The sequence below is a fragment of the Streptomyces sp. NPDC007917 genome, assembly GCF_042959105.1.
Classification (GTDB): domain Bacteria; phylum Actinomycetota; class Actinomycetes; order Streptomycetales; family Streptomycetaceae; genus Streptomyces.
Genome location: NZ_JBIBKK010000036.1, coordinates 41,904 through 67,992, shown reverse-complemented (window position 1 = coordinate 67,992; position 26,089 = coordinate 41,904). Strand labels below are relative to the sequence as shown.

Here is a 26,089-nt window from a genome sequence, read left to right as displayed (position 1 = left end):
ACGCTACGAAGGGAACGCCATCAGCGGACACCCCATGGGAGCCTGTTCAGCTCTCGCTCATGGAGGGGCTCGGGCCCCGCAGCTCACGGCTCACGGCCAGCCCCGCCGTGCGCACTGCGGGAGCCACCCGGCGCAGGTTCAGCCTCCCGCTCCAGCCCGAGATGGACATCGCCGCGACGGGCCGGCTGTCGGCCCCGAGGATCGCGGTCGCGACACACCCCACCCCGGGGCCGGTCTCCTCGTTCTCGTACGCGACTCCCGCTCCCCGGATCCGTTCCAGCTCACGCAGGAACAGGCCGGGCGCGGTGATGGTGCGCGGGCCCACCGGCGCAAGCCCATGAGCGCAGACCGCGTCGACTGTCTCCGCCTCACCGAAGGCGAGCAGTACCTTGCCCACGGCCGCGGCATGCGCGGGCAGTCGGCCGCCCACCCGCGACCCCATCCTCGGGGCGTCCTTGCTCCGCAGGATCTCGACGTAGACCACCTCGGCGCCGTCCAGCACGGCCAGATGCACCGTCTGCCGGGTCGCCTCGCGCAGATCGGCCATGTACGGCAGGGCGATCGCCCGCAGATTGCGGTGCCGGGACGCCAGCTCGCCGTACTCGAACAGGCGCGTTCCCATGTGCAGGAGCGCGCCGTCGTTCTCGTCACGCTCCAGGAACCCGTAGCCGACGAGGTCGCGTACCAGGCGGGAGGTCGTGGACTTCGGCAGTCCGGCCCGGCGGGCGATCTCCGACACCCGCAGCTCGGCGTGAAGCGCGTCGAAAGCCCCGAGCACGGCAGCTACCCGCGCGACACCGGAGTCAGGAATGTTCCGTTCAGCGGGACACATCGATGAAGCATGACGGGGGAACCGGACAGCGTGCAAGTGTCTGCGTCGGCCTCGTCAGCGCAGGCAAGGACATCGCCGGCGCGCGACGCGGGTCAACCGCCGGGCAGGAGGGCGGCCGTGTGGACCGCGGTGCGGCCCGGGGGCGCAGGCCACGGGCCGCGGTCGCTCGGAGCAGCCGGGCCTGTGTGCGTTTCGGACAGGCAAGGCATTCGAGTTCGTCACGGACCGCCTGGCCGGCACGAGCGGATGTCCCCACCACCTGTCACGGCTGCTCTGGCTCACGCACCGGGATCCCCCTACCCACCCGACCCGCATGCCCGCACCAATGAAAGAGCTGCACATGTTCGACGCCACCACCGAGAACGCCGCCGGGCGGACCATCCTGTTCCTCAACGGCCCCAACCTCAATCTGCTCGGCGTGCGCGAGCCCGACAAGTACGGTTCCACCACGCTGCGCGAGGTCGAGGAGACCGTGGCCAAGACTCTGTCCGCACACGGCCTGACCGCACGCTTCGTTCAGAGCAACCACGAAGGCGTGCTGGTCGACGCGATTCATGCCGCGCGCACCGAATGCGGCGCGATCGTCATCAACCCCGCCGCATTCACACACACCTCCGTCGCACTCCGGGACGCGATCGCCGCCGTCGCTCTGCCGACCATCGAACTCCACATCACCAACGTCCATAAGCGCGAGGAATTCAGGCACCACTCCTACATCTCGGCGGTCGCCGACGCCGTGATCGTCGGCGCCGGCACACACGGATACGTCCTGGCCGCGCTGCACGTCGCGCATCTTCTCCTCGGCTGACTCACGCCCCTGTACATACCGGAAAGGTCATCCGCGCCGGTCGACTGACCGGCAAGCCTGGAGCGCACGAGCGCCACTCGCGCCGGCGCTCTCGGAGTCCGGTCTGATCAGTGAGGCTCGCGAGAGTTGTCTGAGCGCTTTCAACACGCTTGAGGCTTCGCCGTCGCCCCTCGGGCGCCAGTGGCTCGCCTACTACATCGCGCGAACGGAGTGGCTGGCCGGGCACCGCCCAGTGCCCGCCGCTGGTACGCGGAAGCCGCCGCCATCGCACGCACGCACGCACGCACGCACCAGCACACCAGGGCCACCAGGCTCTACGTATCGGGCCTGACCGCCTGCGCAGCACTGACCGACGACATGGACACGGCGGAGTCCCTGCTCCCGGATCTTGAACAGTACGCACCAAGCGGCTTCATGGCCGGCGAGGAGACTCTCGGCACCTGTGCCGTTCAGAAATTCATCGCGGCTGGTCAGGCCGTGTACCTGTACTCGTTAATCAGCCCGCCCAGGACGCGGGTGCGGAGGATGGGCCGCATGGTTCTCACGTGGAGTCTCGGCACTGCCCGGTGACCGCGCCCGGCAGCTCGCCATCGCCGGCGGCGCACCGATCGCGGTCGCCGAGGCGGCCCGCCAAGAAGCTGTCCTTGCCCGCAAAGCGGGCTGGCACGACCAGTCCGTCACCCTGGCGCTCGATGCTGCCGAGGACCCGGCGCTCCGCGCAACGGGAGCCGCTGGGGGGCCGCGCAACGAGGACTCCTCATCCAGTGCGAGCAAGTCGCGGCAGACATCGTGTCCCCCGCAGGTCGTGTCGCGTTATAGGGATGTTGAGCCTTGGCGTCGTGTCGCGTCACGCCAAGGCATCGTGTTCCATTCCCGAGCTCTTGTTGTGATGGAGATCACGGAGTGTGCGCCTGGGTTTGCCGGCCAAGGAGATTGGTCTGGCGGTCCCGCTCGATTGCTCTACGCGGTGGCGGGCAGCACGTGGTCGCCGATCTTGTCCGTGCTGAGGCACAGGGAGCAGACCACGGCGTCGTGGGTGGCGCAGGCGGTGAGGTCCGGGCGTTCATAGGGCTGCCGGCAGACGTGGCAGTCGTACGTCACGGCGCTCGGGTTGCCGTCGGCGTCCCGCAGCGGCTCGTCGATGCCGTCCTCGGTGCGGCGCAGGTAGTACCGGCCCTTGGTGACGATCGCCATGAGCGGGGTGAGGACGAAAGCGATGACGGCCGCGGCGACGGGAGAGTACGGCTGGAGGGTGTCGCCCAGCAGGTGGAAGTACATGGCGATGGACAGCCCGGACGCGGCGACGAAGGCCACCACACCGACCGGGTTGACGGCGTGCAGCATGCCGCGGCGGAATTCCGGCTGGAGTGGGGACAACTTCAGAACGTACTTGTTGATGCCGATGTCGGTGGCCACGGTGACGACCCAGGCGATGGCGCAGTTGGAGTAGAAGCCCAGGATGCTGTTGAGGAAGCTGAACATGTCGGCCTCCATCAGGGCCAGCGCGAAGCCCAGGTTGACCAGGACGAAGACCATGCGGCCGGGGTAGTGCTTGGTGACGCGGGTGAAGGAGTTGGTCCACGCCAGCGAACCGGAATAAGCGTTCGTCACGTTGATCTTGATCTGGCTGATCACGACGAGCGCCACGGCGAGAGGGAGCACCAGCCAGGACGGCATCATCGCGTCGAAGGCCCCCTTGAACTGCTGGATCGGCTCGGGGGCGACGTCCGGGCCGACCTTGGCCAGGATGTACACGGCGAGGAAGACGCCGATGGCCTGCTTCAGGGCGCCGAGCACCACCCAGCCGGGACCGGCCATGATGACCGCGGTCCACCAGGTGCGCTTGTTCGCCTCGGTCTTGGGCGGCATGAAGCGCAGGTAGTCGATCTGCTCGCCGATCTGCGCGATGAGTGACAGACACACGCCCGCGCCGAGCAGCACGGAGGCGGTGTTGACACCGCCGTCGCCGTCGGTGCCGGCGTAGGCGAGGAAGCGGTCGACGGTGCCGGGGTCGGTGGCGATCAGGTAGACCAGTGGGCCGACCATCAGCAGCAGCCAGATCGGGGTCGTCCAGACCTGGAGCTTGCTGAGTGCCTTCATGCCGTAGATCACCAGGGGGATGACCATGAGCGTGGAGACCAGGTAGCCCAGCCACAGCGGGAGTCCGAGGCCGAGCTTGAGGCCCTGGGCCATGATCGAGCCCTCGAGGGCGAAGAAGATGAAGGTGAAGCTGGCGAAGATGACGCTGGTGAGGACCGAGCCGTAGTAGCCGAAGCCGGAGCCGCGGGTGATCAGGTCGAGGTCGATGTTGTAGCGGGCGCCGTAGTAGGCGAGGGGGAAGCCGGTGACGAAGATGACGACCGCGGCGACCGCGATGGCCACGAGCGCGTTGCCGGTGCCGTGGGCGAGGCCGATACCGGCGCCGATGGAGAAGTCGGCCATGTAGGCGATGCCGCCGAGTGCCGTGGTGGCCACGACCATGGGGGTCCAGCGGCGGTAACTGCGGGGCGCGAAGCGGAGGGTGTAGTCCTCCAGTGTCTCCTTGACCGCCTGGTCGGCGGCGGTCTTCGACGTGTCCGGCGTCGTCTGTCGTGACTCGGTGGTGCTCATGCCACGTCTCCCGATGGGGGCTCGGTGCGGGTGCTGTGATGTGGTGGGGAGCCCCGAGCGGCGTCATCGGCGGGACGGGGAAGTCGCGCGGGCCGTCGTGAGTCGTTACGGCGGCCCCCCATGGCCGGTCACGCTAGGAAGCTGTTGTTACCGGCAATTCCTCTTGATGTGAACACGACGTTTCCGCAGGTCCGGATTTCAGAGCGGGAGAGCGGCGAGAGCGCGCGCCGGGTGGCGCGGACCAAGGAAGACGATGATGCCCGTGCCCTCGGGCGAGGGGTGCGTGGCCTGGGTCCAGCCCTGACGGCGGTAGAAGGCGACGGCGCGGGCGGCCCCAGGCCGGCGGCGGCCTGCGGATAACAGCGGTCGGTGGGGAAGGGGGCCAGGGTCGTCCAGGCGGTGGTGAAGCCGACGACGTCCGCCCCGGCGAAGGCGAGCGCCGCGGTGAAGCCGGGACGCCGGACGTCGTCCACCAGGCGGCCGACGAACTCGACCGCCTTCTCCTCGTCCTCGTTCCAGGGCGGGGCGCAGAAGGCTTCGACGTATACGGAGGGCAGGGCCTCGGCGTGTGCCGGCAGGTCCTTGCCGCAGAAGACGCGGTCGCCGCTCCGGTCTACCGCCCGCGCCGCAGCGAGCATCTCAGCAGACCTGGCGCTCGTTCCTCCGCGCTCAGGCCGCGCCGCGGCAGGTTATTTGTGAGCGTCGGGTGGTAGCTGGTTGCGGGCCTGGTGGGGTCGGTGTTCGTGGTAGTGCCGCTCGTAGGCCGCGAGGACGCGGCGGGCATGGGCGTCGTCCATGATGAGAACGTGGTCGAGGGCTTCGCGTCGGATGCTGCCGATAATCCGTTCGCAGTGCGCGTTCATGCGGGGAGCCCGTGGCGCACTGTTGAGGATCTCCATCTCCTCAGCCTCGAAGACAGCGTCGAAGGCCTCGCCGTACCTGCCATCGCGGTCGCGTAACAACAAGCGCAGGGACCCGATGCGTATGCCCAGGCCGGAGGCGAGATTCCGCGCCCGCTGCACCGCCCAGTCCCGGGTCGGGCAGGCGGTGGCCCCGGTGATGTACAGCCGCCGGGTGCCGTGCTCGAGGAACACCAGCTCATACAACCGCCTGCCGAACACGGTGTCGATGGGGAAGAAGTCTGCCACGATGATGCCCTCGGCTTGCGCGGCCAGGAACTCGCGCCAGGTGGGACCTGAGCGACGTGGAGCAGGGTCGATGCCGGCCGCGTTGAGGATCTTTCACACCGTCGAGGCGGCGATCCGATGCCCGAGTCGAGTCAACTCCCCTTGGATCCGCCGATGTCCCCACCTCGGATTCTCCCGGGCCAGCCGCATAACAAGCGTCCTGATCGCTACCGGGATGGGTGGGCGGCCGGTACGCCGACGCGCGGTGTAGTCCCACTTCGCGGCGATGAATCTGCGGTGCCAGGCAAGCAGGGTGCCGGCGGTGACAGGGAAGATCTCGCGCCACTGGCGCCGGGGTATCAGCCCGGACAGGGCGGCGAACCAGAACCGGTCGGCAGGCTTATAACGGACCGGTCCGGCCAACTGGCGACGCAGGACCGCGTTCTCGTGCCGCAGCACCAACAGCTCCGCGTCCTTCGCCGTCCCGCGACACAGGAGCACCGATGGGACAGTCAGCAGCTTCCGGGTCACCTTGCACAGCAAGGACACGATCACGGAGAACATGACCCCAGCGGACTGACCACCCCGCTCACCTGCGGCGATGACTTCTCGAGCGGCACAGGCTACCGGCGCGTGCACGGCGAACTCTCCACCCTCGGTATCAAGGTCGCTGCCTCCACAGTGTGGAGCATTCTCCAAGAACACGGCATCCCGCCCGCGCCCGAACGGGAACACACAACCTGGGCGGCCTTCTAACGCGCGCAGGCCGACGCCATCCTCGCCACCGACTTCTTCGAAACCAAGACCCTGACCGGGGCGACACTGTACGTCCTTGCCGTCATCGCCTGCAGGCCGAGGGCATCAAGGTCATCCAGACCGGCATCCGGATACCCCGCATGAACGCCATCAGAGAACGATGGGTACGGTCATGCCGGGCCGAGCTCCTCGACCGCACCCTCATATGGAACGAGACCCACCTGCTCCACGCACTACGCGAATACGAGCAGTTCTACAACGATCACAGACCCCATCACACCCTCAAAGACGCCGCGCCTCTCCGCCCGCTACCCGCGCCGGTCGTCCAACCGGACACGCTCGCCCACCTCCACGTCCGCGGACGCGACCGCCTCAGCGGCATCCTCCACGAGTACCACCATGCCGCATGACCTGCACGGACGTACTTCTCGGCACCTACAACGTCTTCCTCGGCACCGCAACCACCGCCGCTCTGCTCATCTGGCTGCGGAGTTGAGCCCCGATCTCATAAAGCGATCGGCTGATACGCCAAGGCCTGATCGACCACCTCATCAGCCGAAAGCTCCCGTTCCGGCGGCCAGAAGATCAAGTCGCTGACATGCCCGGAAGGGCACGCCAGGACTCTGTCGAGCCTGCACAGCCAGCCGTCCACCTCGTCGTCTGAGGCGTAGCCCGCGTCCATGATCCGCTGCACGAGCGCGACCGCATCCGCGCGACTCATCTCCACAGCACTCATCGGGTCCCTCCGCCGAGTCACTCTAACGGGACGAGTGATCGCCCGGACAGCTCCTGGGTAAAGAGCCCCGTCCGGCCCGCATCGCCGCTTCGTCGATGCGGGCCGTCGTGTCGATCAGGCTGGGGCTGAGTAGCACCTGGCAGCGCGGGAGCCTGTGTCCGTCCTCAGGCCGCCGCCAGTTCCGCTGCAAGGAACCCTTCCACGGCCTTCCGCGCGCGGCGGTCGAACTCTGCATACTGCGCCTCGCGCTCGGCTCCCGCAACCGCGTCGCCGACCAGCAGATTGCCCTCGGCATCGATGCGCTGCGGGCGCTCCTCGGCGTCGGGGAGCAGGGCGACGGAGGAGTAGGAGAATCCGCAGTAATAGGCGATGCCCTCGCTCAGGTTGGTCTCCAGCACGGCTCGCATTCCCTCTGTGATGGGATCATCGGAGGTGGCGCCGGCCAGGCCCAGCCACAGCATGCGCTTGCCCGCTAGACGGGGCTTACTGCGGCCGTAGGCGAATCCGTAGTTCCACACGCGATCGATCCAGCCCTTGAGGAGGGCGGGCACGCTCTGCCAGTACACGGGGAACACGGCGACGACGACATCGGCGTCGAGAACGCGCTGCATATGGGCCTGGACTTCGTCCGAGTACGGCTTCTCCCGGTTGCCCCAGTCCGGCTGGTCCGCCACGTTCATCCGCGGGTCGAACCCTTCGGCGTGCAAGTCGAGCAGGTCGACGTGGTATCCGGCGGTCTCGAGTCGCGCGGTGGTACGGCGGGCGGTGTGCGCGGTGAGGGAATCGGCCCGATGGTGTGCGATGACCACAAGGGCGGTCCTGGCAACGCTGCTGTGGTGCGACACGGCTTCTCCTGGCTGGTCTCGGTCAGTTCGACCAGTCCAGTACACCCGTGATCCGTTAGACGATCCATAGGGGAAACGCTCCGCTACATAGGAGTTCGTCTACGATGGCATCTGTGGATCCTTTGAGTGCGCTACTCAGTGGCATCCGGGCCGACGGCTCGGTCGTCAGCCACGCCGTGCTGGAAGCGCCCTGGACCATCCGCTTCGTCGACGGCGCCCCGCTCACGATGGTCAGCGTGCTGCGGGGCGGTGGCATCCTGCTGCTGCCCGACGGCGCCGAACAAGCGGTCGGTGTCGGCGACACGGCCATCGTGCGCAGTCCCGACACGTTTCACCTCGTGGACCAGCCGGCCACCCACGACCGCCCACACGCCGAGTACGAAATCGCGTGCTTCGCTGCGGATGCCGAATGCACTGCCCAAGACCTCGGCGGCATCCGCTGGGGCAACAAACCGGACGGTGCAACCGCACTGATCGTGGGCGCATACCGCGCCTCGGGCCATCGCCATGAACGACTGCTCCGCGCGTTGCCGCCCGTACTCGTGATCAACGAGGGCACAGAGGTCTGCGCCTGGCTGGAGACGGCCGCCGCCGACGCCGCCCTGCGCTCGGCCGGCTCCCAGGCTCTGATGGACCGTCTGCTGGACTGGGCCCTGGTGTGCACGCTGCGTACCTGGTTCGACCGGGCGGGCTCGGAAGCCCCCGACTGGTATCGCGGCCTGGCCGACCCGATCCTCGCCCCCGCTCTCGAAGCCTTCCACGCCCGGCCCTCCAAGAGATGGACGGTAGAGGCGCTCGCCACCGAATCCGGTGTCTCCCGAGCGCTGTTCGCCAAACGCTTCACCAAGGTGATGGGTCGCCCGCCACTGACCTACCTCACCGAATGCCGCATGGACGAGGCCGAGGCACTCCTGTCCGACACCGACTCCTCCATCGCTCAGATCGCCAAGTCTGTCGGCTACGCCGATGCCTTCGGTTTCAGCGCCGCCTTCAAACGCCATCGGGGCGTGAGCCCTAGCGCCTTCCGCGCCCGTAATACCCTCTGAAGGGGCGTTAGGTCCCTTCCCTCTCTGTTCATGATCGCTCGTTCGTGGTTGCCCTTGCCGGAAACCTCATCCGTTCAGGTCAAGCCGCATTCCGGTACTCCTGGGGGATACCGCCGAGGCGATCGCGTCGACGTATGTAGAGGCGGGCTAACGTATCTGGGTCCTTGATCGGCGAGGGCAAGGGCTGTAGCGGTCTGGCGTTCGCGATGCCCTGGTGTGGTCGGTGTCCGTTGCAGAACTGCTCGAACCCGCGCAGGGCGCGCCGCCACGCCACCTCCTGCCGGCCCAACCTCCAGCGGCAGGCTCCAGGCCGGCCCTTGCGAACCGGGTCCGCGCCTTCGCGACGCAACGCCGTGATCAGCTTGCCGAACTGTCGCGGGCTCAGTCCGCTGAACGGGGCTATCCAGGAAGGCTCCGACGCCGTGATCACACCGGTCACTGCATGATCATCCCGCTCGACGAGGGTGTCGAGCCTCGTCCGGGCCAGGACGTCGCGGATGTCGTCGTCCGTCGCGCCGGGCGCCGCGAACACCAGATTCTCCCGCAGCGTGCCGGCCAGCACCGGAGCGTCCTGCTCCACGTAGCCGATGGCAGACCGCAGCTCGGACAGGGACCAGTCCCGTACGTCCTCGCCGTCGATCAGGACCCGGCCGCCGGTCGCCTCGTAGAACCGCTCGATGAGAGCGAAGACCGTCGACTTGCCCGCACCCGAGGGGCCCACGAAGGCCGTCATCCCGGCGCCCGGAACCTCGAAGCCCACCTGCCGATGGACGTACGGCAGGCCCGCACGATAACGGAAGGACACGTCCTCGAAGCGGACCGACGCCGGACCCGGCACCGCTGCCCCCTGCCTGTGCAGGGCGCCCGTCCGACGGTCGGCCGACTCCGTCGCCAGACGTTCCACCTGCGCGATCCGGGAGACCGCAGCCGCCCCCTCCTGATAGGAGGTCACGGCGTCAATCAGCCTGGAGGCCGGCTCGATCAGGTAGAAGAGGTACAGCAGGAAGGCGATGAGGGTGGACACGGGAATCGCCCCGGACGCCACCCGCGCCCCGCCGACCGCGAGCACCGCCAGGAACGCCAGCTGTACGGCGAGTTCGTCCGCCGAGCCCGCCACGGCCTCCCACTTCGCGCTCTTCACACCGTGCCGCCACGCCCGCCGCGCCGCCGCCTCCACCCGGGCGGTCTCCCGCTCCTCGGCACCGGACGCCTTCACCGTGCGAAACGCCCCGAGAGCCCACTCCAGCGCGACGGAGATCTCCCCGACCGCCTCCTGCGACCGCTCGGTGGCCCGCGCGATCCTCGGCATCACCAGCGCGACGACCCCGCCGACCAGCGCGACCACGCCGAGCGTCACCCCCAGCAGCACGACATCCAGATACGCCATCACCACGACCGCCGCCACGAAGGCCACCGCGCCGGTGGCCGCGGAGACGACCGCCTGGCTGCTGACCGCCCGCAGCAGCGTGGTGTCCGTGGTGACCCGGGACATCAGATCACCCGGCGGGATCCGCGCCCACTCCGCGATCCGCAGCCGCAGCAGCCGTCCCACCAGGGTGCGCCGCGCGGCCAGAACCACCGACTCCGCCGTCCGCTCCAGCACATACGCACCGAACGCCTCGACCGCCGTGCCCAGCACCACCAGCACGGTGAGCCCGATCAGGATGCCGGTGATGGTGTCACCGGAGGCGAGCCGGTCCATCAGCGCCTTCGTGGCCAGCGGCTGCAGCAGCCCCCCGGCGGCCCCGACCAGGGCACACAGCAGGCCGAGGGCGACGGCCCACCGGTGCGGCCGGACATAAGCGCACAGTGCCTTGACCGTCTCGCGGGCGGACAGGGACGTGTCATCCGTCGTCGGGGCGGATGCGGTGTTCACAACATTCCTTTCGTCTGCAGTGTGCCGGGCACCGCATCTGCGGTCCGGCGCACCAGGGCGTGAGCATGCTTCGGAGAGCATGTTCCGGGTCAGTGGACGAGTCCGACTGTGCCCGTGGCGAGGGTGTGCACCAACGCTTCGGTTACCTCGGGGCGGATGACGAACAGGACGAAAGCGCTCGCCGCCGGCGTCAGACCGAGGAATTCGCCCCTGCCAGGGGCGGCGTCGCGGCCCGGTACGTCGGCCGATGTTCCGAGGAAGTCCTCGCGCTCGTTGTGTCGCGCACGGTGTGTCATGCCTTCAGCGTGGAAGCCCGTCCGCCCCGCGCCCATCCGGCAACTGTCGGGTCCACCCCCGCCGAGTGGCTGAAGAAGGCCGCCGCCCGGTCGCACCGGACCGGCCGGGGACGAGACTCCGCCGGTCGGCAGGGCGGTACCCGCCGATCGGCGGGGGCGTTACCGAAGGCAGCCGGATGGTCCGCCCCCTGACGTCCACGCGAGGTTCTCTGTATGACACAGAAACAGCCGCCGCAGGAGACGCCGGCTCCGCCAGAGAACTCGCCTCCGCAGCCCCGAACCTCCCCCGAGTCCGCCGTACCCGCCTCACCGGGTCCCTCGATGGGACGCCTCGTCGGGGTGGACCTGGCCCGCGCGCTGGCGGTGTTCGGCATGTACATCGTGCACATCGGCCCCCCGCTGTCGGCCACACACGGCGTCGCCAGCTGGATCCGGTACCTGCCGGACGGTCACTCGTCGGTCCTGTTCGCCTCCCTCGCCGGGCTCTCACTGATGCTGATCGCCGGTCGCCGCGAGCCGAAGACCGGCCTGGCCGGCCGACAGGCGAAGGCCCGCATCACGATCCGCGCCGTGGTCCTGCTGGCGCTGGGCACCGTGATGGCGATGGAGTACGGGGGAGTGATCATCCTCGGCTTCTACGGCGTCTACTTCCTGCTCGCCCTGCCCCTGGTGCGACTGCGTGCCAGGACCCTCGCGATCATCGCGGCCGCGCTCGCCCTCGTCACACCGCAGCTGGCGTTCGCCCTGACCTCGCTGCTGACCGAGCCGATCCAGCAGAGCATCAACGCCTACGACCCGCTCCGCCGCCTCAGCGAGGTGGGAGTGCTCGATCTGCTGCTCACCGGCTTCTACCCGGCGCTCACGTGGATGTCGTTCGTGATCGCGGGCATGGCACTGGGCCGCCTCGACCTGTCCTCCGGCACTGTCCAGCGGCGCCTGGCCGCGCTCGGTGCCGCCCTCGCCGTGACCGCATACGGCATGTCCTTGCTGCTCGCCGGCAAGGACGCGTTGCGGAGCCTCGCGGAAGACGGGCCGTCGTCCGGCAGCTCCGGTTCGCTGCCCCTCGACAAAAGCAGGGATCGACCCGTCGCCGCGGCGTGTGGACTGCTCCTGGGCCGCTTTCCTCAAAGCCCAGGCCTCCGCGATCGTAGCCACCGATCTGTTCCACATCGATACGGTCTTCCTGCGGCGCTGGTTCGTGCTGTTCTTCATCAACCACGGCACCCGGCGGGTGCACATCGCCGGCATCACCCGACACCCGACCGGCCCCTGGATCACCCAGCAAGCACGGAACTACCTCATGGACCTCGGCGACCATGCCGAGTCGATCACGTTCCTCATCCGGAATCGCGGGGCCTACTTCACCGACAGCTTCGACGCCGTCTTCGAGGCGATCGGCGTGCACGTCCTTCCAACACTGCCCCGAGTACCCCGGATGAACGCCATCGCGGAACGCTGGATCGGATCATGCCAACGTGAGGCGACCGACCGCATCCTGATCACCGGAGAGCGCCACCTACGCCTCGTCGTCAGTGAGTACGCGAAGCACTACAACACACACAGGCCGCACCGACCCCTCCAACAACGGGCGCCGGACCGACTCGCCGACCCCGGGCCACCCACCGCCACAGACAACACTCGCATCCGTCGACGCGATCGACTCGGCGGCCTCATCCACGAATACACGCAGGTCGCATAGGGTGACACCGTTTCCGGCACCCACAGGGGCTACACGGTATTTGCACAGTGACGAAAAGGCCGCCGGCTGGTCGCGCGGTCACGCCCAAGGGCCAGCTGTGTCGCTCCGCAATGTGGGCGACCAGCGCGGCGCCCAGCCCGCGTCCAGTTCTGCCGGTGACACTGACCGTCCGGCCCTCGGCTCGGTAGAACGGCTGGGTGACCTGGGCGGCCTGTTCGGGAGAGAGGGCGGGTCCGGAGTTGCTGATGCTGAAGAGGGCCTGCTCGGCGTCGACCGTGAGGCTGACGTCTACCGTTCCCGGCTTCGTGTTGTGCTGGATGGCGTTGCTGACGAGATTGTCCAGCATCAGTCGCAGGAGTACCGGGTCGGCGTTGACCAGGGCCGGAGGGGTTGGGGTAAGTCGTAGCTCGACGTCCACGACAGCTGCTTGGGGCCGTTGTTCACTCAGCACCTGCTGGATCACGGCGTCCAGCGCGACCGTCTGCCGGTTGAGTTCGCCGTCCTCCGCTGCTGCAAGATCGAGGAGTGCCGTCACTGTCTGTGTGCTGCGGGTGCTGAGCTGGCGGAGATCAGTGAGCAGGTCGTGCATATGGCCCAGATTCGGGTCTCCCAGGGCGACGTCAATAAGCGCCTGGCTGGCCGCGAGCGGTGTCTGGAGCTCGTGCGAGGCGTTGGCGGCGAACTGGCGCTGGGTGTCGAAAGATCGCTGCAGACGGGCCAGCATCCCGTTGAACGTGCGGGCCAGGCTGGTGACCTCGTCGGGCGGGCCATCCGCGTCCACGCGGGAACTGAGGTCGCCCGCGACTGCGCTGCGTGCCGCGGCGTCGATTTCGGCGAGGGGTGCCAGAGCACGGCCGACCGCTATGCGCATGAGCAGGGCACCGATCACGATGACGATGAGAAAGGCGAGAGAGGAGAAGACGGCCAGGAGGCGCAGGAAATCAGCGGGGCTCGACACGGTGGTTGGAACACTGGAGGACCTGGCCGAACTCGGTGCCTGACCCGGGACGAGCGTCACATCGACCGGGGTGAGGGTGTACCGCGGCACGTAGGCCATAAGAACCACCACCAGCACGATGAGCAGGGCGGCACTGATGGTGAGCAACGCACCGAACACGATAGTGACCCGCGCCTTCACCGAGAATCGCCGAGAGGTCATCGGGCGGAGTCCTGATCTTTCTGAGGACACGAGGCCTGCTCGGTGATGATGCGGTACCCAGCGCCGGCGATGGTCTCGATGGGCCAGGGGTGGCCGAGCTTGCGACGCAAGGTGGAGATCACCACCCGGGGAGAGTTGGTGAACGGATCGGCGTTCCGGTCCCATGCCTTGGCAAGAAGTTCCTCGGCACTCAGCACTCCGCCGCCTGCGCGCAGGAGCTGCTCGAGGACGGCGAATTCCTTGTTGGTCAGGCTCAGCGGGACGCCGGAGCGAGAGACCTGGCGGGTGAAGGGGTCAAGGCTCAGGTCACCGGCCCGGAGCAGCGTAGGGAGTCGAGGCCCCGTACGTCGCGAGATCGCCCGGAGCCGGGCAATGAGCTCAGGAAACTCGAAAGGCTTGGCCAGGTAGTCATCAGCACCGAGTCGCAGACCCTCCACGCGGTCATCCAGCCGACCAGCGGCGGTCAGCATCAGCACCCCTACCTGCGGGTACGCATGAACGGCGCGACGGCACACCTCATCACCATGCACGACCGGGATATCACGATCGAGAACCATGGCGTCATAGTCGTTGAGCTCCAGCATCTCCAGAGCTGATCCGCCGTCACCGGTCGCGTCGACCGTCATCGAGTCTCGCTGCAGACAGATCTGCAGCGCCTTCGCGAGCAGAGGCTCGTCCTCGACCACAAGGACTTTCACGCCCCTGCTCCTCTCGTCCCCCGCGCCACTTCCGAGCTCTCCCTTCGTAACGGGCCCCAGCAATAGCTTCGCAGACCGTCATACCCAGTGCCGGGGCAGCCGCCCCGGCACCGAGCTGCCTCAAGCAACGCAAGATCAGGGGCGGTACGTCTCGTCGCCCGCAGGCGTACCGGGGCGGTCCCCCTCGGGCAGGGGGTACGCCTGGGAGTCACCCGCCGAGATGCCTGGGCCGTCGCCCCCAGGCAGAACAACCGCAGGCTGATCCCCACCGTTGTGGGAGGAGGCGCCGGACGCAGCATTGGCAATCGTCGCCCCGCCGCCGATCAGCACTGCGGCGGTGACCAGACCGATGCCCCAGCTTCGCCTGAATTGCATGATGAATCCTCTCTGCGGACCCCAGGTGGGCCAGCTCCTGCAGTCAAGCCGGAGGGATGTTGCGAGAGTTTAAAGAGGTAGCCGCGCCTCTCCGTTGCGAAGGACGCCCCGCTGACGTGGGCAGGACAGGCGGCAAGCCCCGTCGACCCCTCCGGCTCCGCGTCGAGGATTCCACTGCCCACAGGACGTCGGCGAGGACGGCCGTGTCGCCCCGCCACCACGCGAGGGACTACGAACGCCTTATCCAGCACTCCGAAACCCTCATCACCTGGGTTGCCATCACACTCATGACCAGGCGCCTGGCTCGGAATGGTGCCACTCCGGGCTGACCGAGGAAAGCAGCTTCGTCCGCACGTCTCACCTACGGAGCCCAGCCAGGCAATCTGCCGCGATCGCACGCCTCATCCTTGCCGATTGGCGCCTGAGCGGTGGGCCGCACCCATCGGGCTTGTGGAACCGTCTGGAGTTCAGGCGTTGCTGATGCCGCTCTCGGTGCTACGGGCGCGACGCTCGGTGATGTAGCGGTACAGGGCGCCGAGCGCGGCGGCCTGGACGATGGCGCCGATGGGGATGCCTCCGTAGCTGCTGATGTCGTAACAGATGGGCAGGAATCCAGCGGCCATCACTGAACGTCACTCGGAATGGAGACCGGTTCGGCCTGGGCTTCGAAACAGGTTCCAAGAGGCCGCGCAGATAGGCGCGATTGGGGAACACCGACGGTACTGCAAGGTGTAGGTCTTGATGATCTCGGATCGACAACGCTCTGTGATTATTGGAGAGACCCAGTACCAGGGGACTTCACATACCCAACCGCAACATATACCGCCGTGCTCACCTTTGACGCGGAGACAGCCTGATACCTGGCCCGTCTTCAGGCAAGATGCTGATCATGAGCGACACACCAGAGGCGAAGAGCGCCTACGTCCTGGAGAAGACGTACAACGGCCAGACGGACTGGAGCTTGTTCTTCGTCTACTCGCAGCGCGAGCACATCCGAGCTCTACTCCAGGATCTGTTCTTCGACAACCCAGATCCCAACCTGATCCAGGGGCAGATAGAGACCCACGCAGAGGGCGAGAGTGCTGACCTATGGCTGATCACGCATGGACGCTGCACGGGCCACATCGATTTGCGGCAGTTTATCGAGATTTCGGACGATGATGACGTCGTCATCGACTGGGACGCCTTCGACGCCGCCGTACCTGAAATCCTGCCCGGCCCACCTCTACGCCATGGCGAACAACTTCACGTCTTGGAAACATCAGAGAGCCTCCACCGTACCGACGGGGAACCGGCCTTCGACTACCCGACAGAACCCATCCACTATGGGATGCAGGTGTGGACTGGAGGGCCGATGTCAGATGAGCCTTACGCCTATTACTCCGATCCCGACCCAGACCCAGCCCCCCACCTGCACGACTGGCCCCCTTTCGATTGAGCCCCCATCAATCGCTTGTCTCGTGATCAACTCGTGCAGACCGGCGCGCTGACGCGTTCATGATGAGGACGTGGTCGAGGGCTTCGCGTCGGATGCTGCCGATGATGCGTTCGCAATGCGCGTTCATCCGGGGAGCCTGTGGCGCACTTTTGAGGATGTCCATCTCTTCGGCTGCAAAGACGGCGTCGAACGCTTCGCTGTACTTGCCATCGCGGTCGCGTAACAAGAAGTGCAGGGACTCGATGCGTATGCCCAGGTCGGCGGTGAGATTCCGCGCCTGCTGCGCCGCCCAGTCCCGTGTCGGGCGGGCGGTGACCCCGGTGATGTGCAGCCGCCGGGTGCCGTGCTCGAGGAACACCAGCGCATACAACCGCCTGCCGAGGGCGGTGTCGATGTGAAAGAAGTCTGCCGCGATGATGCCCTCCGCTTGCGCGGTCAGGAACTCGCGCCAGGTGGGGCGTGAGCGACGTGGAGCAGGGTCGATGCCGGCCGCGTTGAGGATCTCCCACACCGTCGAGGCGGCGACTCGATACCCGAGTCGGGCCAGTTCCCCTTGGATCCGCCGGTGCCCCCACGTCGGATTCTCCCTCGCCAGCGGCCGGTGCCCCGGCGCGCGGTGTAGTCCCACTTTGCGGCGATGAATCTGCGGTGCCAGGCAAGCAGGGTGCCGGCGGTGACAGGGAAGATCTCGCGCCACTGGCGCCGGGGTATCAGCCCGGACAGGGCGGCGAACCAGAACCGGTCGGCAGGCTTATAACGGACCGGTCCGGCCAACTGGCGACGCAGGACCGCGTTCTCGTGCCGCAGCACCAGCAGTTCCGCCTCCTTCGCCGTCCGGCGTCGCAGGAGCACCGATGGAACAGTCAGCAGCTTCCGGGTCACCTTGTACAACAAGGACACGATCACGGAGGACATGATCCCAGCGGACTGACCGCATCCCGCTCACCTGCGGCGATGACCTTTCGAGCGGCACAGGGTCGGTGTCCTCGGTGGAGGACCAGGGCCGGTCCCGGCCGTCCGCGCGCATCCTGGACTCCCCCATCTGCACCAGGTCGGGCACCTGGCCGGACGGTAACCCGGCGTCCTGGAGCCGTCTGCGGTATGCCTCCGCCATGACCGGCGGCTGTGCGGTGGGCAGGTGCTCGTACATCGTGATGTCGATGTGTGCGCCGACGGCGGCGCCCCGGCCGGCTGTCCCGTCCGGCGTGCTGCCTGCCCGTCCTACGCCGCGACCGAGTACAGCGTCCCGCTGTTGCCGAAGTAGACGGTGTCCTTGGACGCGACCAGAGTCCCCACACTGCCGGGCCCGTTCAGGGTGAAGTCCCATTTCTTCTTGCCCGTCGCGGTGCCCAGGGCGTGGACGATCCTGTCGGTGCGGACATACGTAACGCCGCCGATGCTCGCCAGTTTGATTCTTCCGTTCTTCGGATCCTCCTCGATCAGCGGAAAGCGCCATATCGGGCTGCCCGTCTGTGCCTTCAGGGCTCGAATGTTCTGAAGGGTGCCCAGGAGGATCACCCCGAGCTCGGGAACGTGTGCGACTTCCGCGTAGTCCTCGCCGTGGAGAGGGAACGTCCAGGCCGGGTCTCCGGACAGCACGCCCACCGCGTACAGCTTGGTTCTGCCCTGGACGCACACGAAGTCTCCGGTGAGAGTGATTCTGCTGATGGGTTCTTCGACCGGACGCGTCCACTGCCGTGCACCCGTCCGCGAGTCCAGGGCCACCAGGGTGCTGCCGACAACGGTGAACACGGTTCCGTCGGCCACGACCGGATTGGTGGTACTGTTGCCCGACGGGTACTGCCACCGTGTCGTCCCGGTGCGGGCGTCGACTGCGTGGAGTGCCGAGGGGTAGGGCAGATAGACCGTGGTGTCGCTCCCGGTGCCGTCGACCGCCCATCCCAGGGCGTCGTTTCCTCCGGAGGAGATGGTCCTCCGCGTCGCGCCGGTGGACGGGGAAAGGATGTCGAGAGTTCCCGAGCGATACACGTACACGGCGCTTTCGTCGCTGAATATGCTGAACTGCATACCCAGGTTCTCGTCGAAGGAACGGCCCCACTTCAGCTTTCCTCTGGTCATGTCCATCGCTACGACTGACTGGGCCATGTTCACGATTGCGGTGTGGGCGACGACGTCCGTGATGTACACCCCGTATTCGGGGCCGAGCTGCGCCGCGGGGAGGCCCTTCCCCTGGAGCGGGGCGGACCAGAGGGGCTTGCCGTCGGTGGTTCGTGCCGCCACCAGACGGTTGCGGTCGGCGTAGAGGAGTGTGCCGGTGCCCTTCTCGGGCGGGGGCGCCAGTCTGATGGCCTGGGCGTAGTCGACGGGTGCGGTCCAGCGGGCCTGGCCCGGCCGGGATCCGCTCGTCCGGGGAGCCTTGCCCCCTGTTCCGGCGTTCCGGCCGAAAAGTTGCCAGGCTCCGACGCCCCCGCCTGCCACGGCCGCGGCGGCCACCGCACCCGTCAGGAACCGCCTGCGTCCCGTACCCGCGGAACCGCCTTCGGCGTCCTCCGGCCGTGGGCCCGTGGGCATCGGCGGCGGGACGTCTTCCTGCGTGGACAGCGGCAGTGTCTGCGGGTGTTCCACTGGGGATTCCGGGGCAAGGAGCGGAGCCTGTGGCGGTGCGTCCAGGGACGCGATGGCCGCAGCCACGGGCGGCGGTGCCCAGTCGCTGCCCCCAAGCGTGCGGAAGGGACTCCTTCCGCTCCCTTCACCCTCGGCGGCCCGTACCAGCCGGTTCAGGACCTCCGCCGTGGTCGGACGCCGGTCGGCGTCCTTCGCCAGGCAGGCGGCCACCACGTCGGCCAGATTCGGCGGGAGCCCGCGGAGATCGGGTTCCTCGTGGACAGTCCGGTAGCACAGTACGGGGGCCGTACCACTGCCGAACGGGCCTTCACCCCTGCTGGCGAAGGTGAGCACCGATCCCAGGCAGAAGACGTCGCCGGACGGTTCGACCCGGCGGCCGAGCACCTGCTCCGGGGACATGAATCCGGCCGAACCGACAACGGCGCCCGTCTGCGTCAGCGCCGAGGCGTCCTCCACCACCGAGATCCCGAAGTCGATAACCCGGGGTCCGTCCGGCGACAGAAGGATGTTCGACGGCTTCAGGTCCCGGTGCACCACCCCCGCGCAGTGGATGGCTTCGAGCGCCTCGGCCAACCCGGCCCCGAGGGCCAGGACCGCAGCCTCCGGCCAGCTGCCGTGGCGGGCCACCGCGTCACTGAGCGGCATTCCCCGTACGTACATGGTCGCCAGCCAGGGCGGCTGGGCCGCCGGATCGGCGTCGACCACCGCCGCGGTGTAGGCGCCGTTCACCTGCCGTGCCGCGGCCACCTCGCGGGCGAAACGTCTGCGGAACCGGGGGTCGCCGGCCAGATCCGCGCGCACCACCTTCACCGCCGCCACACGCCCCCCGCGTGACCGTCCCAGGTACACGCTGCCCATGCCGCCCGAGCCCAGCCGCGCCATGATCCGGTAGGGCCCCACCTGCCGGGGCTCTCCTGCCTCAAGTGCCTTGTACGCCGTCACGTCCCCGCCGCCGTAGTTGGTTCGTCCGCCCCCGAGGGCCTAGTCGTCATGGCACCGCACCGTACAGAACGGGGCCCTACGCCGTTCCTGGACGCCCGCCGTTGTGAACACCCTTGTTGCACACCCGAAGTCGACTCGGGCCGGGCCTGTCGACGTCCCTGAAGGGTGTCAATATTCCAATCAGGCTGCTGAGCTGGGCCTTCCCTGTGGATGATGAGGTAGCCGGGGTGGCATGGTGTGGTACTCGTTGAGCAGTCCGCCGAGTACCTGCTGGCGCCTGACCCCGGCAGCGGGCAGGGGGATGACGTTCGGGTCGTCGTGGGGTGCTCGTAGCCCGAGGCTGCGGTGTGCTCGCCCCCCGTTGCAGTGCTCCGCGTACGTGGTAAGGACCGTGCGCAGGTGTCGTTCGCCGGTGATGAGAAGTCGGTCGGTGCATTCGGCGCGGGCTGTGCGTATCCATCGTTCGGCGAACGCGTTTGACCGGGGGCTCTGCGGCGGCGTCGGGATGACGGCTGTGAACTTGCTGTCCCGCTCCCGGATGAGGAGCCGGAAGCACCCAGCAGCGCTCTCTTCGAGATCCATCAGCAGGTTGCGGGCGAGCTGGGTGCCCCATACGCCGGTCGGGTGGGCAGTGACACCCGGGACGTGAACGCGCCGGGTCTTGATCTCCATGACGAAGAAGACATAGAGACGTCTGAGGAAGACGGTCTCCACGTGCATCACATCGCAAGCGAACAACGTGTGAGCCTGTGAACGGAGGAAGGAACGCCAGGTCTGCTGGCTTGCTCGCTGCGGTGCGGGCGGTAGACCGAAGCGGCGCAGAACGCGTCGGATCGTCGCAGCGGCGACCCGATCACCAAGCCGACGCAACTCCCCTTGGATCCTGACATACCCCCAGGTCGGATTTTCTCTCGCCAGGCGCTGGATGAGCGCAACTGTCTCTTCCGGCAATGGTGGACGCCCGGACCTGACCGCCGTCTGGCGCCACTTCCAGCGCGCCAGACGGCGGTGCCAGGCCAGCAGGGTGCCCGGAGTGACCAGCCGATGGCGACGTAAGACGGGTGGCAGATGCCGGGCGAGAGCGGAGAGCACGGCACGATCGGCCCATGACAGCCGCGGCCGCTGGACCTGCCGACGACCCACAGCGACCTCATGACGAAGGGCAAGGATCTCGGCATTGTTCGCGGCGGCCGACCGGCCCACCAACAGGAAGCAGCCCAGCAGGCGGCAGAAGATCAGATAGAGCAGTCGCAGACCCACAATCACTGATCATGCCCACACTTGGGCGAGCGCAAAGCCCCAGGTCAACCACCATAATCGCCGTGATGCCGTTACTGGAGACGTACGGGTCGTATTCCTGGAAGGCGACGACCTTGCCGAGCAGGGGGACGTTGGCCTGCCTCCCTGCAGTGAAGGACATCAGTTGCCGCTGCCGTTCTTCTCGAGAAGCTTCTTGTACCAGTCGCGCAGCTTGTCGCCACCGGAGGACTTCCAGGTGGAGATGGCCTGCTGCACATCGGACAGCTTCTTGTGGCCGCGCACGAAGTCGATCTCCAACTGCTCGAACTGGCTGGAGAGGGTCGCGTAGCGGGCCGGCTCGACGATGTTCATGCCATAGGTGGACGTCTTCTTCAGGAAAGCACCCTGCCGCTGCTGCCACTCGACCTGCTTGCGGGCGACCTCGGGGAAGTCGGGGTGGGCGGTGTAGGGAGCCGGGGCCGCCAGTCCCCCCCAGGTGTTGCTCACCTCGGAGTTGCCCTTGTCGGTCTTGACCGGGACGCCGTTCTTGACCGTGTAGTGGGTGCCCTCGACGCCGTAGTCGACGAACATCCGCTCCTTGGTACCGTAGGGCGCGGCCGCGAAGTTGGCGGCGGCCAGCGCGTTCTCGATGGTCTCCTTCGATGCGCCCTTGCGGATCATCGACCAGATGCCGGCGGGCGGGGAGGCGTACAGCGTCGGGTTGCCACCGTCGGCGCCGAAGTAGTCCATGCCCTCGATCTCGAAGTCGGGGTTGGACTTCGCCTGTTCGGCGGTCAACCCGTACCAGCCGTATAGGTTGTCGTTGTAGACCAGGGTCTGCCCGGCGGTGAACCGCTGGCTGGGGTTGCCCGTGTTGGCCTTGTCGTCGGGATGGACCACGCCCGCGTCGAACAGCTTGCGGACCCACTCCAGGTGTTCGAGGTACTCAGGGTGCTCGATGCGGTACGTCAGCTTCCCGTCGTCGCCGAGGTTCCAGCCGAGCGGCCCGGCAGGGAGGACACCGAAGATGCCCGCCGCCGACCACCTCATGTCACTACAGGCCCACACCTTGGCCTTGGCGCTGGTGGCCTCCTTGGCCCAGCTGAGGAACTCGTCGGGCGACTTGGGAACGGAGTAGCCTTTCTTGTCGAAGATGTCCTTGCGGTAGAAGGGCGCGATGCCTGGCGCGGCGGCGGTGGGTATCGGGATGCCGCGCAGCGCGCCGCCGAAGATGGACATGCGCCACGAGTCGGACGGAATCGCGGCCAGGTTCGGATACTTCTTGACCTTGTCGCCCGCCAGGTAGGGGCCGAGGTCCATGAACTTCGCGGTGACCGCGCTCGCGATCTTGCCGACCAGCTCCCAGCTGGGCACGACCACCATGTCGGGTATGGAGCTGGAGGCGAGAACGGCGCCAAGCTTCTCACCGTAGGTGTTGCCGTCCTGGTTCTGCCAGGTGATCTTGGTGCCCGCCGCGGCGTCGAGCGCCGTGTAGTAGGCGCACCCGGGCTTCGGCGGTGTGCCCCAGAACGGGGACATGACCTTGAAGGAGGCGCCGGTGCCGAGCTTGTCCGGGACCGAGGTGGCGAGGCCCGCGAGGTCGATCTTGCCGGTGTAGCCGGCCGACGAACCGTTCTTCGGCGGAAGGTCCGGCTTGGCGACCGTACTGGCGACGTACGTCGGGAGCAGCTTGTCCGCTGCCTTGCCCGACGTGGCACCCTCTCGTGAACCGCTGTCCGAACCGCCACAGGCGGTGAGCAGCGGCATCCCGCCGGCCACCGCGGCGGTGGCGACCGCCGTGGAAGCGAGGAAACTTCTCCGACTCGGCCCTGAGGAGATGGAGGCGGCGTTCGTCGTCATTGCGTCAACCCTTCATGGCGCACCTGCGTGCCCGGCGGAGGTCGTCGGCTGCGGTGCCGTGACTGGAACTGGCTGAGCGGGAAGCGGACATCCCATTACTGCGACGTGATGTCCAGTCGAAGCGCTTCGATGTTGCTGCGAGGTTAAGTGAAGGCATGGGGGCGCACAAGGGTCGCTCCCAAGATTCCTTCGAGGTGCAAGAAGGGGCTTACCCGCATGCCCTGCTCAATGCAACGATGTTGATCCCTTGACACTCCCCTAGCGCCCTGACGAGCAGCGAAGCGCTTCGCAAGCACTATCCGACTCCATCTCAAGGGATCCTATGTGTCTGCACACACCCGCACCCATTACCGCCGTTCCGCGACCGCAGCTGCCGTTCGCGAAGCGCATCGACGACCTTCTGTCGTGGCTCACTCTCGACGAAAAGATCGGATCTCTGCACCAGTTCACGCCCACCGTCGAGCGCATAGGCGTCGACGGGTTCCGGCCAGGAGGCCCTGCACGGCGTCGCCTGGATGGACCAGGCCACCGTCTTCGCCCAGGCTGTCGGCCTCGGCGCGACGTGGGACACCGATTTCGTACGGTTGGTCGGCGAGGCCGTCTCCAAGGAGACCCGCGTGATGCGCGCCCGCGACGACCGGGTGGGTCCGAACTTCTGGTCCCCGAAGGCACGGTCGGTCCATCTCTTCGCGGGTGACGGTCCCTTACTGGTAGTGCTCACGTTCTCCCCGGGCACGGCCGGGCCCACGGCTTCGCCACGTGAGCGCCCCCGTGGTCGAGGGCCGGTGTGCACGGCGTCCGCCTCGGACTGCGTGGCACGGTGCGGCTCGCACGCATCGCCTTCTCCGTCTGAGGTCCCGCATCGGCCGGGCCGCTTGTGGACCGGATGTCGGGATGGGGTCGGTCAGACGGTCGCGGGTTCGAGGGTGACCTGGTGGCCGAGGGCTCGGAGCTGGCGGACGAGGTCGCGGGGTCTGCGGGCGGGGTTGAGGTGACGCTGATGCCAGTCGGCGCCGAGTTCCTTGTAGGAGGCGCCGGGGTCGTTGATCAGGTGCCAGGCGATGACGAGTATCAAGCGGGCGACGACGACCAGGGCTTTGGCGTGTCCACGGCGTTTGACGATGCGCCGGTATCGGGCGCCGAGGAAGGTGTCCGTGCCCGCGGCGGCGTTGGCGGCCTCGCCGAGCGCCCCTTTGAGCCAGGGGTTGCCCTGCCCGGCCGGGCCCGCGCTGTTCTTTGCCCGACTGGATGGTCCTGGGACCCTGGATCGTCCGCGCCGGCCTGGCCAACACCTCCTGCCTGACCTTCGAGTCGGCCAACAACCCCGGCCAGTTCCTGCGCCACTCCAACTCAGCCGACCTCGCTTCGAAATGCGTGCCGACCGAGCTCGACCAAGACACCGGCACCCTGAAGGGTGTCAATATTCCGATCAGGATTCCGATCAGGCTGCTGAGCTGGGCGTTTCCTGTGGATGGCGAGGCGGTCGGGGTGGCGTGGTGTGGCACTCGTTGAGCAGCCCGCCGAGTACCTGCTTGCGCCTGACCGTGGCGGCGGGCAGGGGGATGATGTGCGGGTCGTCATCTGGGGCACGTAGGTCGAGGCTGCGGTGAGTTCGTCCGGGAGTTGTAGTGCTCGGCGTACGTGGTCAGGACCGTACGTAGGTGTCGTTCGCCGGTGATGAGGGGTCGGTCGGTGCATTCGGTGCGAGCTGTGCGTATCCATCGTTCGGTGAACGCGTTGGACCGTGGGCTTTGCGGCGGAGTCGGGATGACGGCTGTTCCGTTGCCGGCGAAGACGGCGTCGAATACGGCGGTGAACTTGCTGTCCCGGTGGCGGATGAGGAACCGGAAGCAGCCAGCCCTCTCCTCGAGGTCCGTGAGCAGATTGCGGGCGAGCTGGGTGACCCATGCGCCGGTCGGGTGGGCATCCGACCGCCGTCTGGCGCCATTTCCAGCACACCAGACGGCGGTGCCAGGTCAGCAGGGTGCCCGGAGTGACCAGCCGACGACGGCGCAAGGCGGGTGGCAGGTGCCGGGCGAGAGCGGAGAGCACGGCACGATCGGCCCATGACAGCCGCGGCCGCTTGATCTGCCGGCGAAGCACAGCCACCTCATGGCGAAGCGCGAGGATATCGGCGTTGTTCGCGGCGGTCGATCGGCCCAGCGACAGGAAGCAGCCCAGCAGTCGACAGAAGATCAAGTAAAGCAGTCACAGACCCACGATCACTGATCATGCCCATACTTGGGCGAGCGCAAAGCCCAGGTCAACCACCCTACGGCAATAAAGACACCGTTCAGGCGCCCCCTGCCACCGGCATCCACGCCTACGCGTGGATCAAGCCCCCGGGCGAGTCGGACGGCTCCAGCGAGGAGATCCCGAACGACGAGGACAAGGGCTTCGACCGCATGTGTGACTCGACCTACGAGGGCAACCCGCTCAACCAGAACCACATGTCCGGCGCGCTGCCGGACGCCCCGCTGTCAGGCCATTGGTTCGACGCGCAGTTCCAGGAGCTGATGGACAACGCCTACCCGCCCCTGTGATCCCCGCGGCCGTCTGACGCCAGAAGCTGAACGTCGCGGGATGGCGAAGAGCCCCACGCACCTCGCCCCCGATGCCACCCAGGCATCGGGGGCGAGGTGTGTTCAGAGCCCATGGCACCTCCATTGTCGAAGCGCTTCGAAGCTGCGAGACGACCGTCGAAGTGCTCATCGAAGTCTGCAGCAGGGGTTGTGCGACCCGCCCATGGGTCCTAATCTCAGCGCACATCGAAGCGCTTCGACCATTCATCTGACCTATGACGCAGCGCGACGATGAGCCGCTTCCCCTCCCCCCACACACACAACCCCACGCCATCGCACGTTCCCGTGCGCTGACCCAGCGATCACCGCCCAGCCCCCGATCGCCCATGCTCGTGCCCACGTCACCTCCACCGACAGGGCACGAGCCGCTTCAACCCCTCGACACAACTGGACCCCCTACAAGGAATACGGCCGCACCTTCACCCCCAACTATGCCGTCGGCCAGATCACCCTGAAACAGGACTTCTTCGCCGAGGTCACCGACAACTCCACCGTGACGCTCACCTTCCACTTCTGGAGCGGCGAAACCTCACCTACACCCTGACCCGCACCGGCACCACCGTCACAGGCACCACAACT

General features: G+C 67.3%; 21 protein-coding genes and 8 pseudogenes. 10 read left to right on the top strand and 19 right to left on the bottom strand.

Translation table 11 applies throughout. The annotated features are described in order from the left end of the window. Positions 1 to 46: 46 nt before the first annotated feature. Complete coding sequence (locus tag ACFZDL_RS42220) at positions 47 to 832, bottom strand: IclR family transcriptional regulator (protein WP_353595880.1); 786 nt, start codon at positions 830 to 832, stop codon at positions 47 to 49. Positions 833 to 1,172: 340 nt separating this feature from the next. On the opposite strand from ACFZDL_RS42220, the gene aroQ reads away from it, so the two are divergent. Next, the gene (gene aroQ / locus ACFZDL_RS42215; RefSeq protein ID WP_391194026.1) at positions 1,173 to 1,640 is read left to right on the top strand and encodes a type II 3-dehydroquinate dehydratase; all 468 of its coding nucleotides are present in this window, start codon (positions 1,173 to 1,175) and stop codon (positions 1,638 to 1,640) included. A 960-nt stretch (positions 1,641 to 2,600) separates the two neighbouring features. Here the strand turns inward: aroQ and ACFZDL_RS42210 are convergent. The 3 genes and pseudogenes from ACFZDL_RS42210 to ACFZDL_RS42200 form a co-directional block, all read right to left on the bottom strand. Continuing rightward, positions 2,601 to 4,250: an allantoin permease gene (locus tag ACFZDL_RS42210; RefSeq protein WP_353595882.1), complete on the bottom strand. Its 1,650-nt coding sequence runs from the start codon at positions 4,248 to 4,250 to the stop codon at positions 2,601 to 2,603. Positions 4,251 to 4,448: 198 nt separating this feature from the next. After that, positions 4,449 to 4,888, bottom strand: a pseudogene (locus tag ACFZDL_RS42205) (GNAT family N-acetyltransferase). 57 nt (positions 4,889 to 4,945) lie between these two features. Then, positions 4,946 to 5,932, bottom strand: a pseudogene (locus ACFZDL_RS42200) (integrase core domain-containing protein); the annotation flags it as partial. Between the two features lie 66 nt (positions 5,933 to 5,998). Between ACFZDL_RS42200 and ACFZDL_RS42195 the strand changes: the two are divergent. Continuing rightward, positions 5,999 to 6,543: pseudogene (locus ACFZDL_RS42195) on the top strand (integrase core domain-containing protein); the annotation flags it as partial. 95 nt (positions 6,544 to 6,638) lie between these two features. On the opposite strand, the gene ACFZDL_RS42190 reads toward ACFZDL_RS42195, so the two are convergent. Both ACFZDL_RS42190 and ACFZDL_RS42185 read right to left on the bottom strand, forming a co-directional pair. After that, positions 6,639 to 6,869 carry an e9imm peptide gene (locus ACFZDL_RS42190; protein ID WP_353595883.1) on the bottom strand — a complete coding sequence of 77 codons (231 nt, stop codon included), beginning with the start codon at positions 6,867 to 6,869 and terminating at the stop codon, positions 6,639 to 6,641. Positions 6,870 to 7,033: 164 nt separating this feature from the next. Further along, entirely contained in the window at positions 7,034 to 7,714 is a 681-nt protein-coding gene (locus tag ACFZDL_RS42185) for an NAD(P)H oxidoreductase (RefSeq protein ID WP_353595884.1), read from the bottom strand. A gap of 104 nt (positions 7,715 to 7,818) precedes the next feature. On the opposite strand from ACFZDL_RS42185, the gene ACFZDL_RS42180 reads away from it, so the two are divergent. Beyond that, positions 7,819 to 8,760 carry an AraC family transcriptional regulator gene (locus ACFZDL_RS42180; protein ID WP_353595885.1) on the top strand — a complete coding sequence of 314 codons (942 nt, stop codon included), beginning with the start codon at positions 7,819 to 7,821 and terminating at the stop codon, positions 8,758 to 8,760. Between the two features lie 290 nt (positions 8,761 to 9,050). On the opposite strand, the pseudogene ACFZDL_RS42175 reads toward ACFZDL_RS42180, so the two are convergent. The 3 genes and pseudogenes from ACFZDL_RS42175 to ACFZDL_RS42165 all read right to left on the bottom strand — a co-directional run. Next, positions 9,051 to 9,199, bottom strand: a pseudogene (locus tag ACFZDL_RS42175) (IS5/IS1182 family transposase); the annotation flags it as partial. Further along, positions 9,197 to 10,636: pseudogene (locus tag ACFZDL_RS42170) on the bottom strand (ABC transporter ATP-binding protein); the annotation flags it as partial. The pseudogenes ACFZDL_RS42170 and ACFZDL_RS42175, both read right to left, overlap by 3 nt. 89 nt (positions 10,637 to 10,725) lie before the next feature. Next, a complete protein-coding gene (locus tag ACFZDL_RS42165) occupies positions 10,726 to 10,932 on the bottom strand; it encodes a hypothetical protein (RefSeq protein ID WP_353595886.1) in 207 nt (68 codons plus the stop codon). 321 nt (positions 10,933 to 11,253) lie between these two features. Between ACFZDL_RS42165 and ACFZDL_RS42160 the strand changes: the two genes are divergently transcribed. Both ACFZDL_RS42160 and ACFZDL_RS42155 read left to right on the top strand, forming a co-directional pair. Next, complete coding sequence (locus ACFZDL_RS42160) at positions 11,254 to 12,411, top strand: heparan-alpha-glucosaminide N-acetyltransferase domain-containing protein (protein WP_353595887.1); 1,158 nt, start codon at positions 11,254 to 11,256, stop codon at positions 12,409 to 12,411. Next, the gene (locus tag ACFZDL_RS42155; protein ID WP_353595888.1) at positions 12,368 to 12,631 is read left to right on the top strand and encodes an integrase core domain-containing protein; all 264 of its coding nucleotides are present in this window, start codon (positions 12,368 to 12,370) and stop codon (positions 12,629 to 12,631) included. Before ACFZDL_RS42160 ends, ACFZDL_RS42155 begins: the two co-directional genes overlap by 44 nt. On the opposite strand, the gene ACFZDL_RS42150 is transcribed toward ACFZDL_RS42155, so the two are convergent. From ACFZDL_RS42150 to ACFZDL_RS42135, 4 genes are all read right to left on the bottom strand, one after another. Further along, positions 12,603 to 13,790 carry a HAMP domain-containing sensor histidine kinase gene (locus ACFZDL_RS42150; protein WP_353595889.1) on the bottom strand — a complete coding sequence of 396 codons (1,188 nt, stop codon included), beginning with the start codon at positions 13,788 to 13,790 and terminating at the stop codon, positions 12,603 to 12,605. The two genes, ACFZDL_RS42155 and ACFZDL_RS42150, sit on opposite strands and share 29 nt — an antisense overlap. Further along, entirely contained in the window at positions 13,787 to 14,488 is a 702-nt protein-coding gene (locus ACFZDL_RS42145; RefSeq protein WP_353595890.1) for a response regulator transcription factor, read from the bottom strand. The genes ACFZDL_RS42150 and ACFZDL_RS42145 overlap by 4 nt, the downstream gene beginning before the upstream one ends. Before the next feature lie 135 nt (positions 14,489 to 14,623). Continuing rightward, entirely contained in the window at positions 14,624 to 14,863 is a 240-nt protein-coding gene (locus tag ACFZDL_RS42140; protein ID WP_353595891.1) for a hypothetical protein, read from the bottom strand. 467 nt (positions 14,864 to 15,330) lie between these two features. Beyond that, on the bottom strand, positions 15,331 to 15,486 hold the full coding sequence (locus tag ACFZDL_RS42135; RefSeq protein ID WP_353595892.1) for a hypothetical protein: 156 nt from the start codon (positions 15,484 to 15,486) through the stop codon (positions 15,331 to 15,333). 266 nt (positions 15,487 to 15,752) lie between these two features. Here ACFZDL_RS42135 and ACFZDL_RS42130 point away from each other — a divergent pair, with 266 nt between their 5' ends. Beyond that, positions 15,753 to 16,301, top strand: a complete 549-nt coding sequence (locus ACFZDL_RS42130; protein ID WP_353595893.1) for a hypothetical protein — start codon at positions 15,753 to 15,755, stop codon at positions 16,299 to 16,301. A 40-nt stretch (positions 16,302 to 16,341) separates the two neighbouring features. Here the strand turns inward: ACFZDL_RS42130 and ACFZDL_RS42125 are convergent. From ACFZDL_RS42125 to ACFZDL_RS42110, 4 genes and pseudogenes are all read right to left on the bottom strand, one after another. After that, a pseudogene (locus tag ACFZDL_RS42125) lies at positions 16,342 to 17,207 on the bottom strand (integrase); the annotation flags it as partial. A 315-nt stretch (positions 17,208 to 17,522) separates the two neighbouring features. Beyond that, positions 17,523 to 19,829 (bottom strand): serine/threonine-protein kinase, encoded by a 2,307-nt coding sequence (locus ACFZDL_RS42120; RefSeq protein WP_353595895.1) that lies wholly within the window; start codon positions 19,827 to 19,829, stop codon positions 17,523 to 17,525. A gap of 180 nt (positions 19,830 to 20,009) precedes the next feature. After that, positions 20,010 to 21,089 carry an integrase core domain-containing protein gene (locus tag ACFZDL_RS42115; protein WP_353595896.1) on the bottom strand — a complete coding sequence of 360 codons (1,080 nt, stop codon included), beginning with the start codon at positions 21,087 to 21,089 and terminating at the stop codon, positions 20,010 to 20,012. A gap of 159 nt (positions 21,090 to 21,248) precedes the next feature. Then, complete coding sequence (locus ACFZDL_RS42110) at positions 21,249 to 22,928, bottom strand: extracellular solute-binding protein (protein ID WP_353595897.1); 1,680 nt, start codon at positions 22,926 to 22,928, stop codon at positions 21,249 to 21,251. Positions 22,929 to 23,245: 317 nt separating this feature from the next. Between ACFZDL_RS42110 and ACFZDL_RS42105 the strand changes: the two are divergent. Further along, positions 23,246 to 23,593: pseudogene (locus ACFZDL_RS42105) on the top strand (sugar hydrolase); the annotation flags it as partial. A 239-nt stretch (positions 23,594 to 23,832) separates the two neighbouring features. On the opposite strand, the gene ACFZDL_RS42100 reads toward ACFZDL_RS42105, so the two are convergent. After that, positions 23,833 to 24,003, bottom strand: a complete 171-nt coding sequence (locus tag ACFZDL_RS42100; RefSeq protein ID WP_353595898.1) for a hypothetical protein — start codon at positions 24,001 to 24,003, stop codon at positions 23,833 to 23,835. Positions 24,004 to 24,176: 173 nt separating this feature from the next. On the opposite strand from ACFZDL_RS42100, the gene ACFZDL_RS42095 reads away from it, so the two are divergent. Beyond that, positions 24,177 to 24,440 (top strand): AbfB domain-containing protein, encoded by a 264-nt coding sequence (locus ACFZDL_RS42095; protein ID WP_391193993.1) that lies wholly within the window; start codon positions 24,177 to 24,179, stop codon positions 24,438 to 24,440. A 65-nt stretch (positions 24,441 to 24,505) separates the two neighbouring features. Here the strand turns inward: ACFZDL_RS42095 and ACFZDL_RS42090 are convergent, their stop codons facing one another. Beyond that, positions 24,506 to 24,646 (bottom strand): hypothetical protein, encoded by a 141-nt coding sequence (locus tag ACFZDL_RS42090; RefSeq protein ID WP_391194024.1) that lies wholly within the window; start codon positions 24,644 to 24,646, stop codon positions 24,506 to 24,508. Between the two features lie 576 nt (positions 24,647 to 25,222). Here ACFZDL_RS42090 and ACFZDL_RS42085 point away from each other — a divergent pair. Both ACFZDL_RS42085 and ACFZDL_RS42080 read left to right on the top strand, forming a co-directional pair. Continuing rightward, positions 25,223 to 25,471: pseudogene (locus ACFZDL_RS42085) on the top strand (hypothetical protein); the annotation flags it as partial. Positions 25,472 to 25,811: 340 nt separating this feature from the next. Continuing rightward, positions 25,812 to 26,054 (top strand): hypothetical protein, encoded by a 243-nt coding sequence (locus ACFZDL_RS42080; protein ID WP_391194022.1) that lies wholly within the window; start codon positions 25,812 to 25,814, stop codon positions 26,052 to 26,054. The last annotated feature ends 35 nt before the right edge of the window (positions 26,055 to 26,089 follow it).

Excerpts from the sequence above, each read along its gene's own strand:
- ACFZDL_RS42220 (WP_353595880.1), bottom strand. The coding sequence starts at position 832 with ATGTGTCCCGCTGAACGGAACATTCCTGACTCCGGTGTCGCGCGGGTA.
- aroQ (WP_391194026.1), top strand. The coding sequence starts at position 1,173 with ATGTTCGACGCCACCACCGAGAACGCCGCCGGGCGGACCATCCTGTTC.
- ACFZDL_RS42210 (WP_353595882.1), bottom strand. The coding sequence starts at position 4,250 with ATGAGCACCACCGAGTCACGACAGACGACGCCGGACACGTCGAAGACC.
- ACFZDL_RS42190 (WP_353595883.1), bottom strand. The coding sequence starts at position 6,869 with ATGAGTGCTGTGGAGATGAGTCGCGCGGATGCGGTCGCGCTCGTGCAG.
- ACFZDL_RS42180 (WP_353595885.1), top strand. The coding sequence starts at position 7,819 with ATGGCATCTGTGGATCCTTTGAGTGCGCTACTCAGTGGCATCCGGGCC.
- ACFZDL_RS42165 (WP_353595886.1), bottom strand. The coding sequence starts at position 10,932 with ATGACACACCGTGCGCGACACAACGAGCGCGAGGACTTCCTCGGAACA.
- ACFZDL_RS42160 (WP_353595887.1), top strand. The coding sequence starts at position 11,254 with ATGGGACGCCTCGTCGGGGTGGACCTGGCCCGCGCGCTGGCGGTGTTC.
- ACFZDL_RS42155 (WP_353595888.1), top strand. The coding sequence starts at position 12,368 with ATGAACGCCATCGCGGAACGCTGGATCGGATCATGCCAACGTGAGGCG.
- ACFZDL_RS42150 (WP_353595889.1), bottom strand. The coding sequence starts at position 13,790 with ATGACCTCTCGGCGATTCTCGGTGAAGGCGCGGGTCACTATCGTGTTC.
- ACFZDL_RS42140 (WP_353595891.1), bottom strand. The coding sequence starts at position 14,863 with ATGCAATTCAGGCGAAGCTGGGGCATCGGTCTGGTCACCGCCGCAGTG.
- ACFZDL_RS42135 (WP_353595892.1), bottom strand. The coding sequence starts at position 15,486 with ATGGCCGCTGGATTCCTGCCCATCTGTTACGACATCAGCAGCTACGGA.
- ACFZDL_RS42130 (WP_353595893.1), top strand. The coding sequence starts at position 15,753 with ATGAGCGACACACCAGAGGCGAAGAGCGCCTACGTCCTGGAGAAGACG.
- ACFZDL_RS42110 (WP_353595897.1), bottom strand. The coding sequence starts at position 22,928 with ATGACGACGAACGCCGCCTCCATCTCCTCAGGGCCGAGTCGGAGAAGT.
- ACFZDL_RS42095 (WP_391193993.1), top strand. The coding sequence starts at position 24,177 with ATGGTCCTGGGACCCTGGATCGTCCGCGCCGGCCTGGCCAACACCTCC.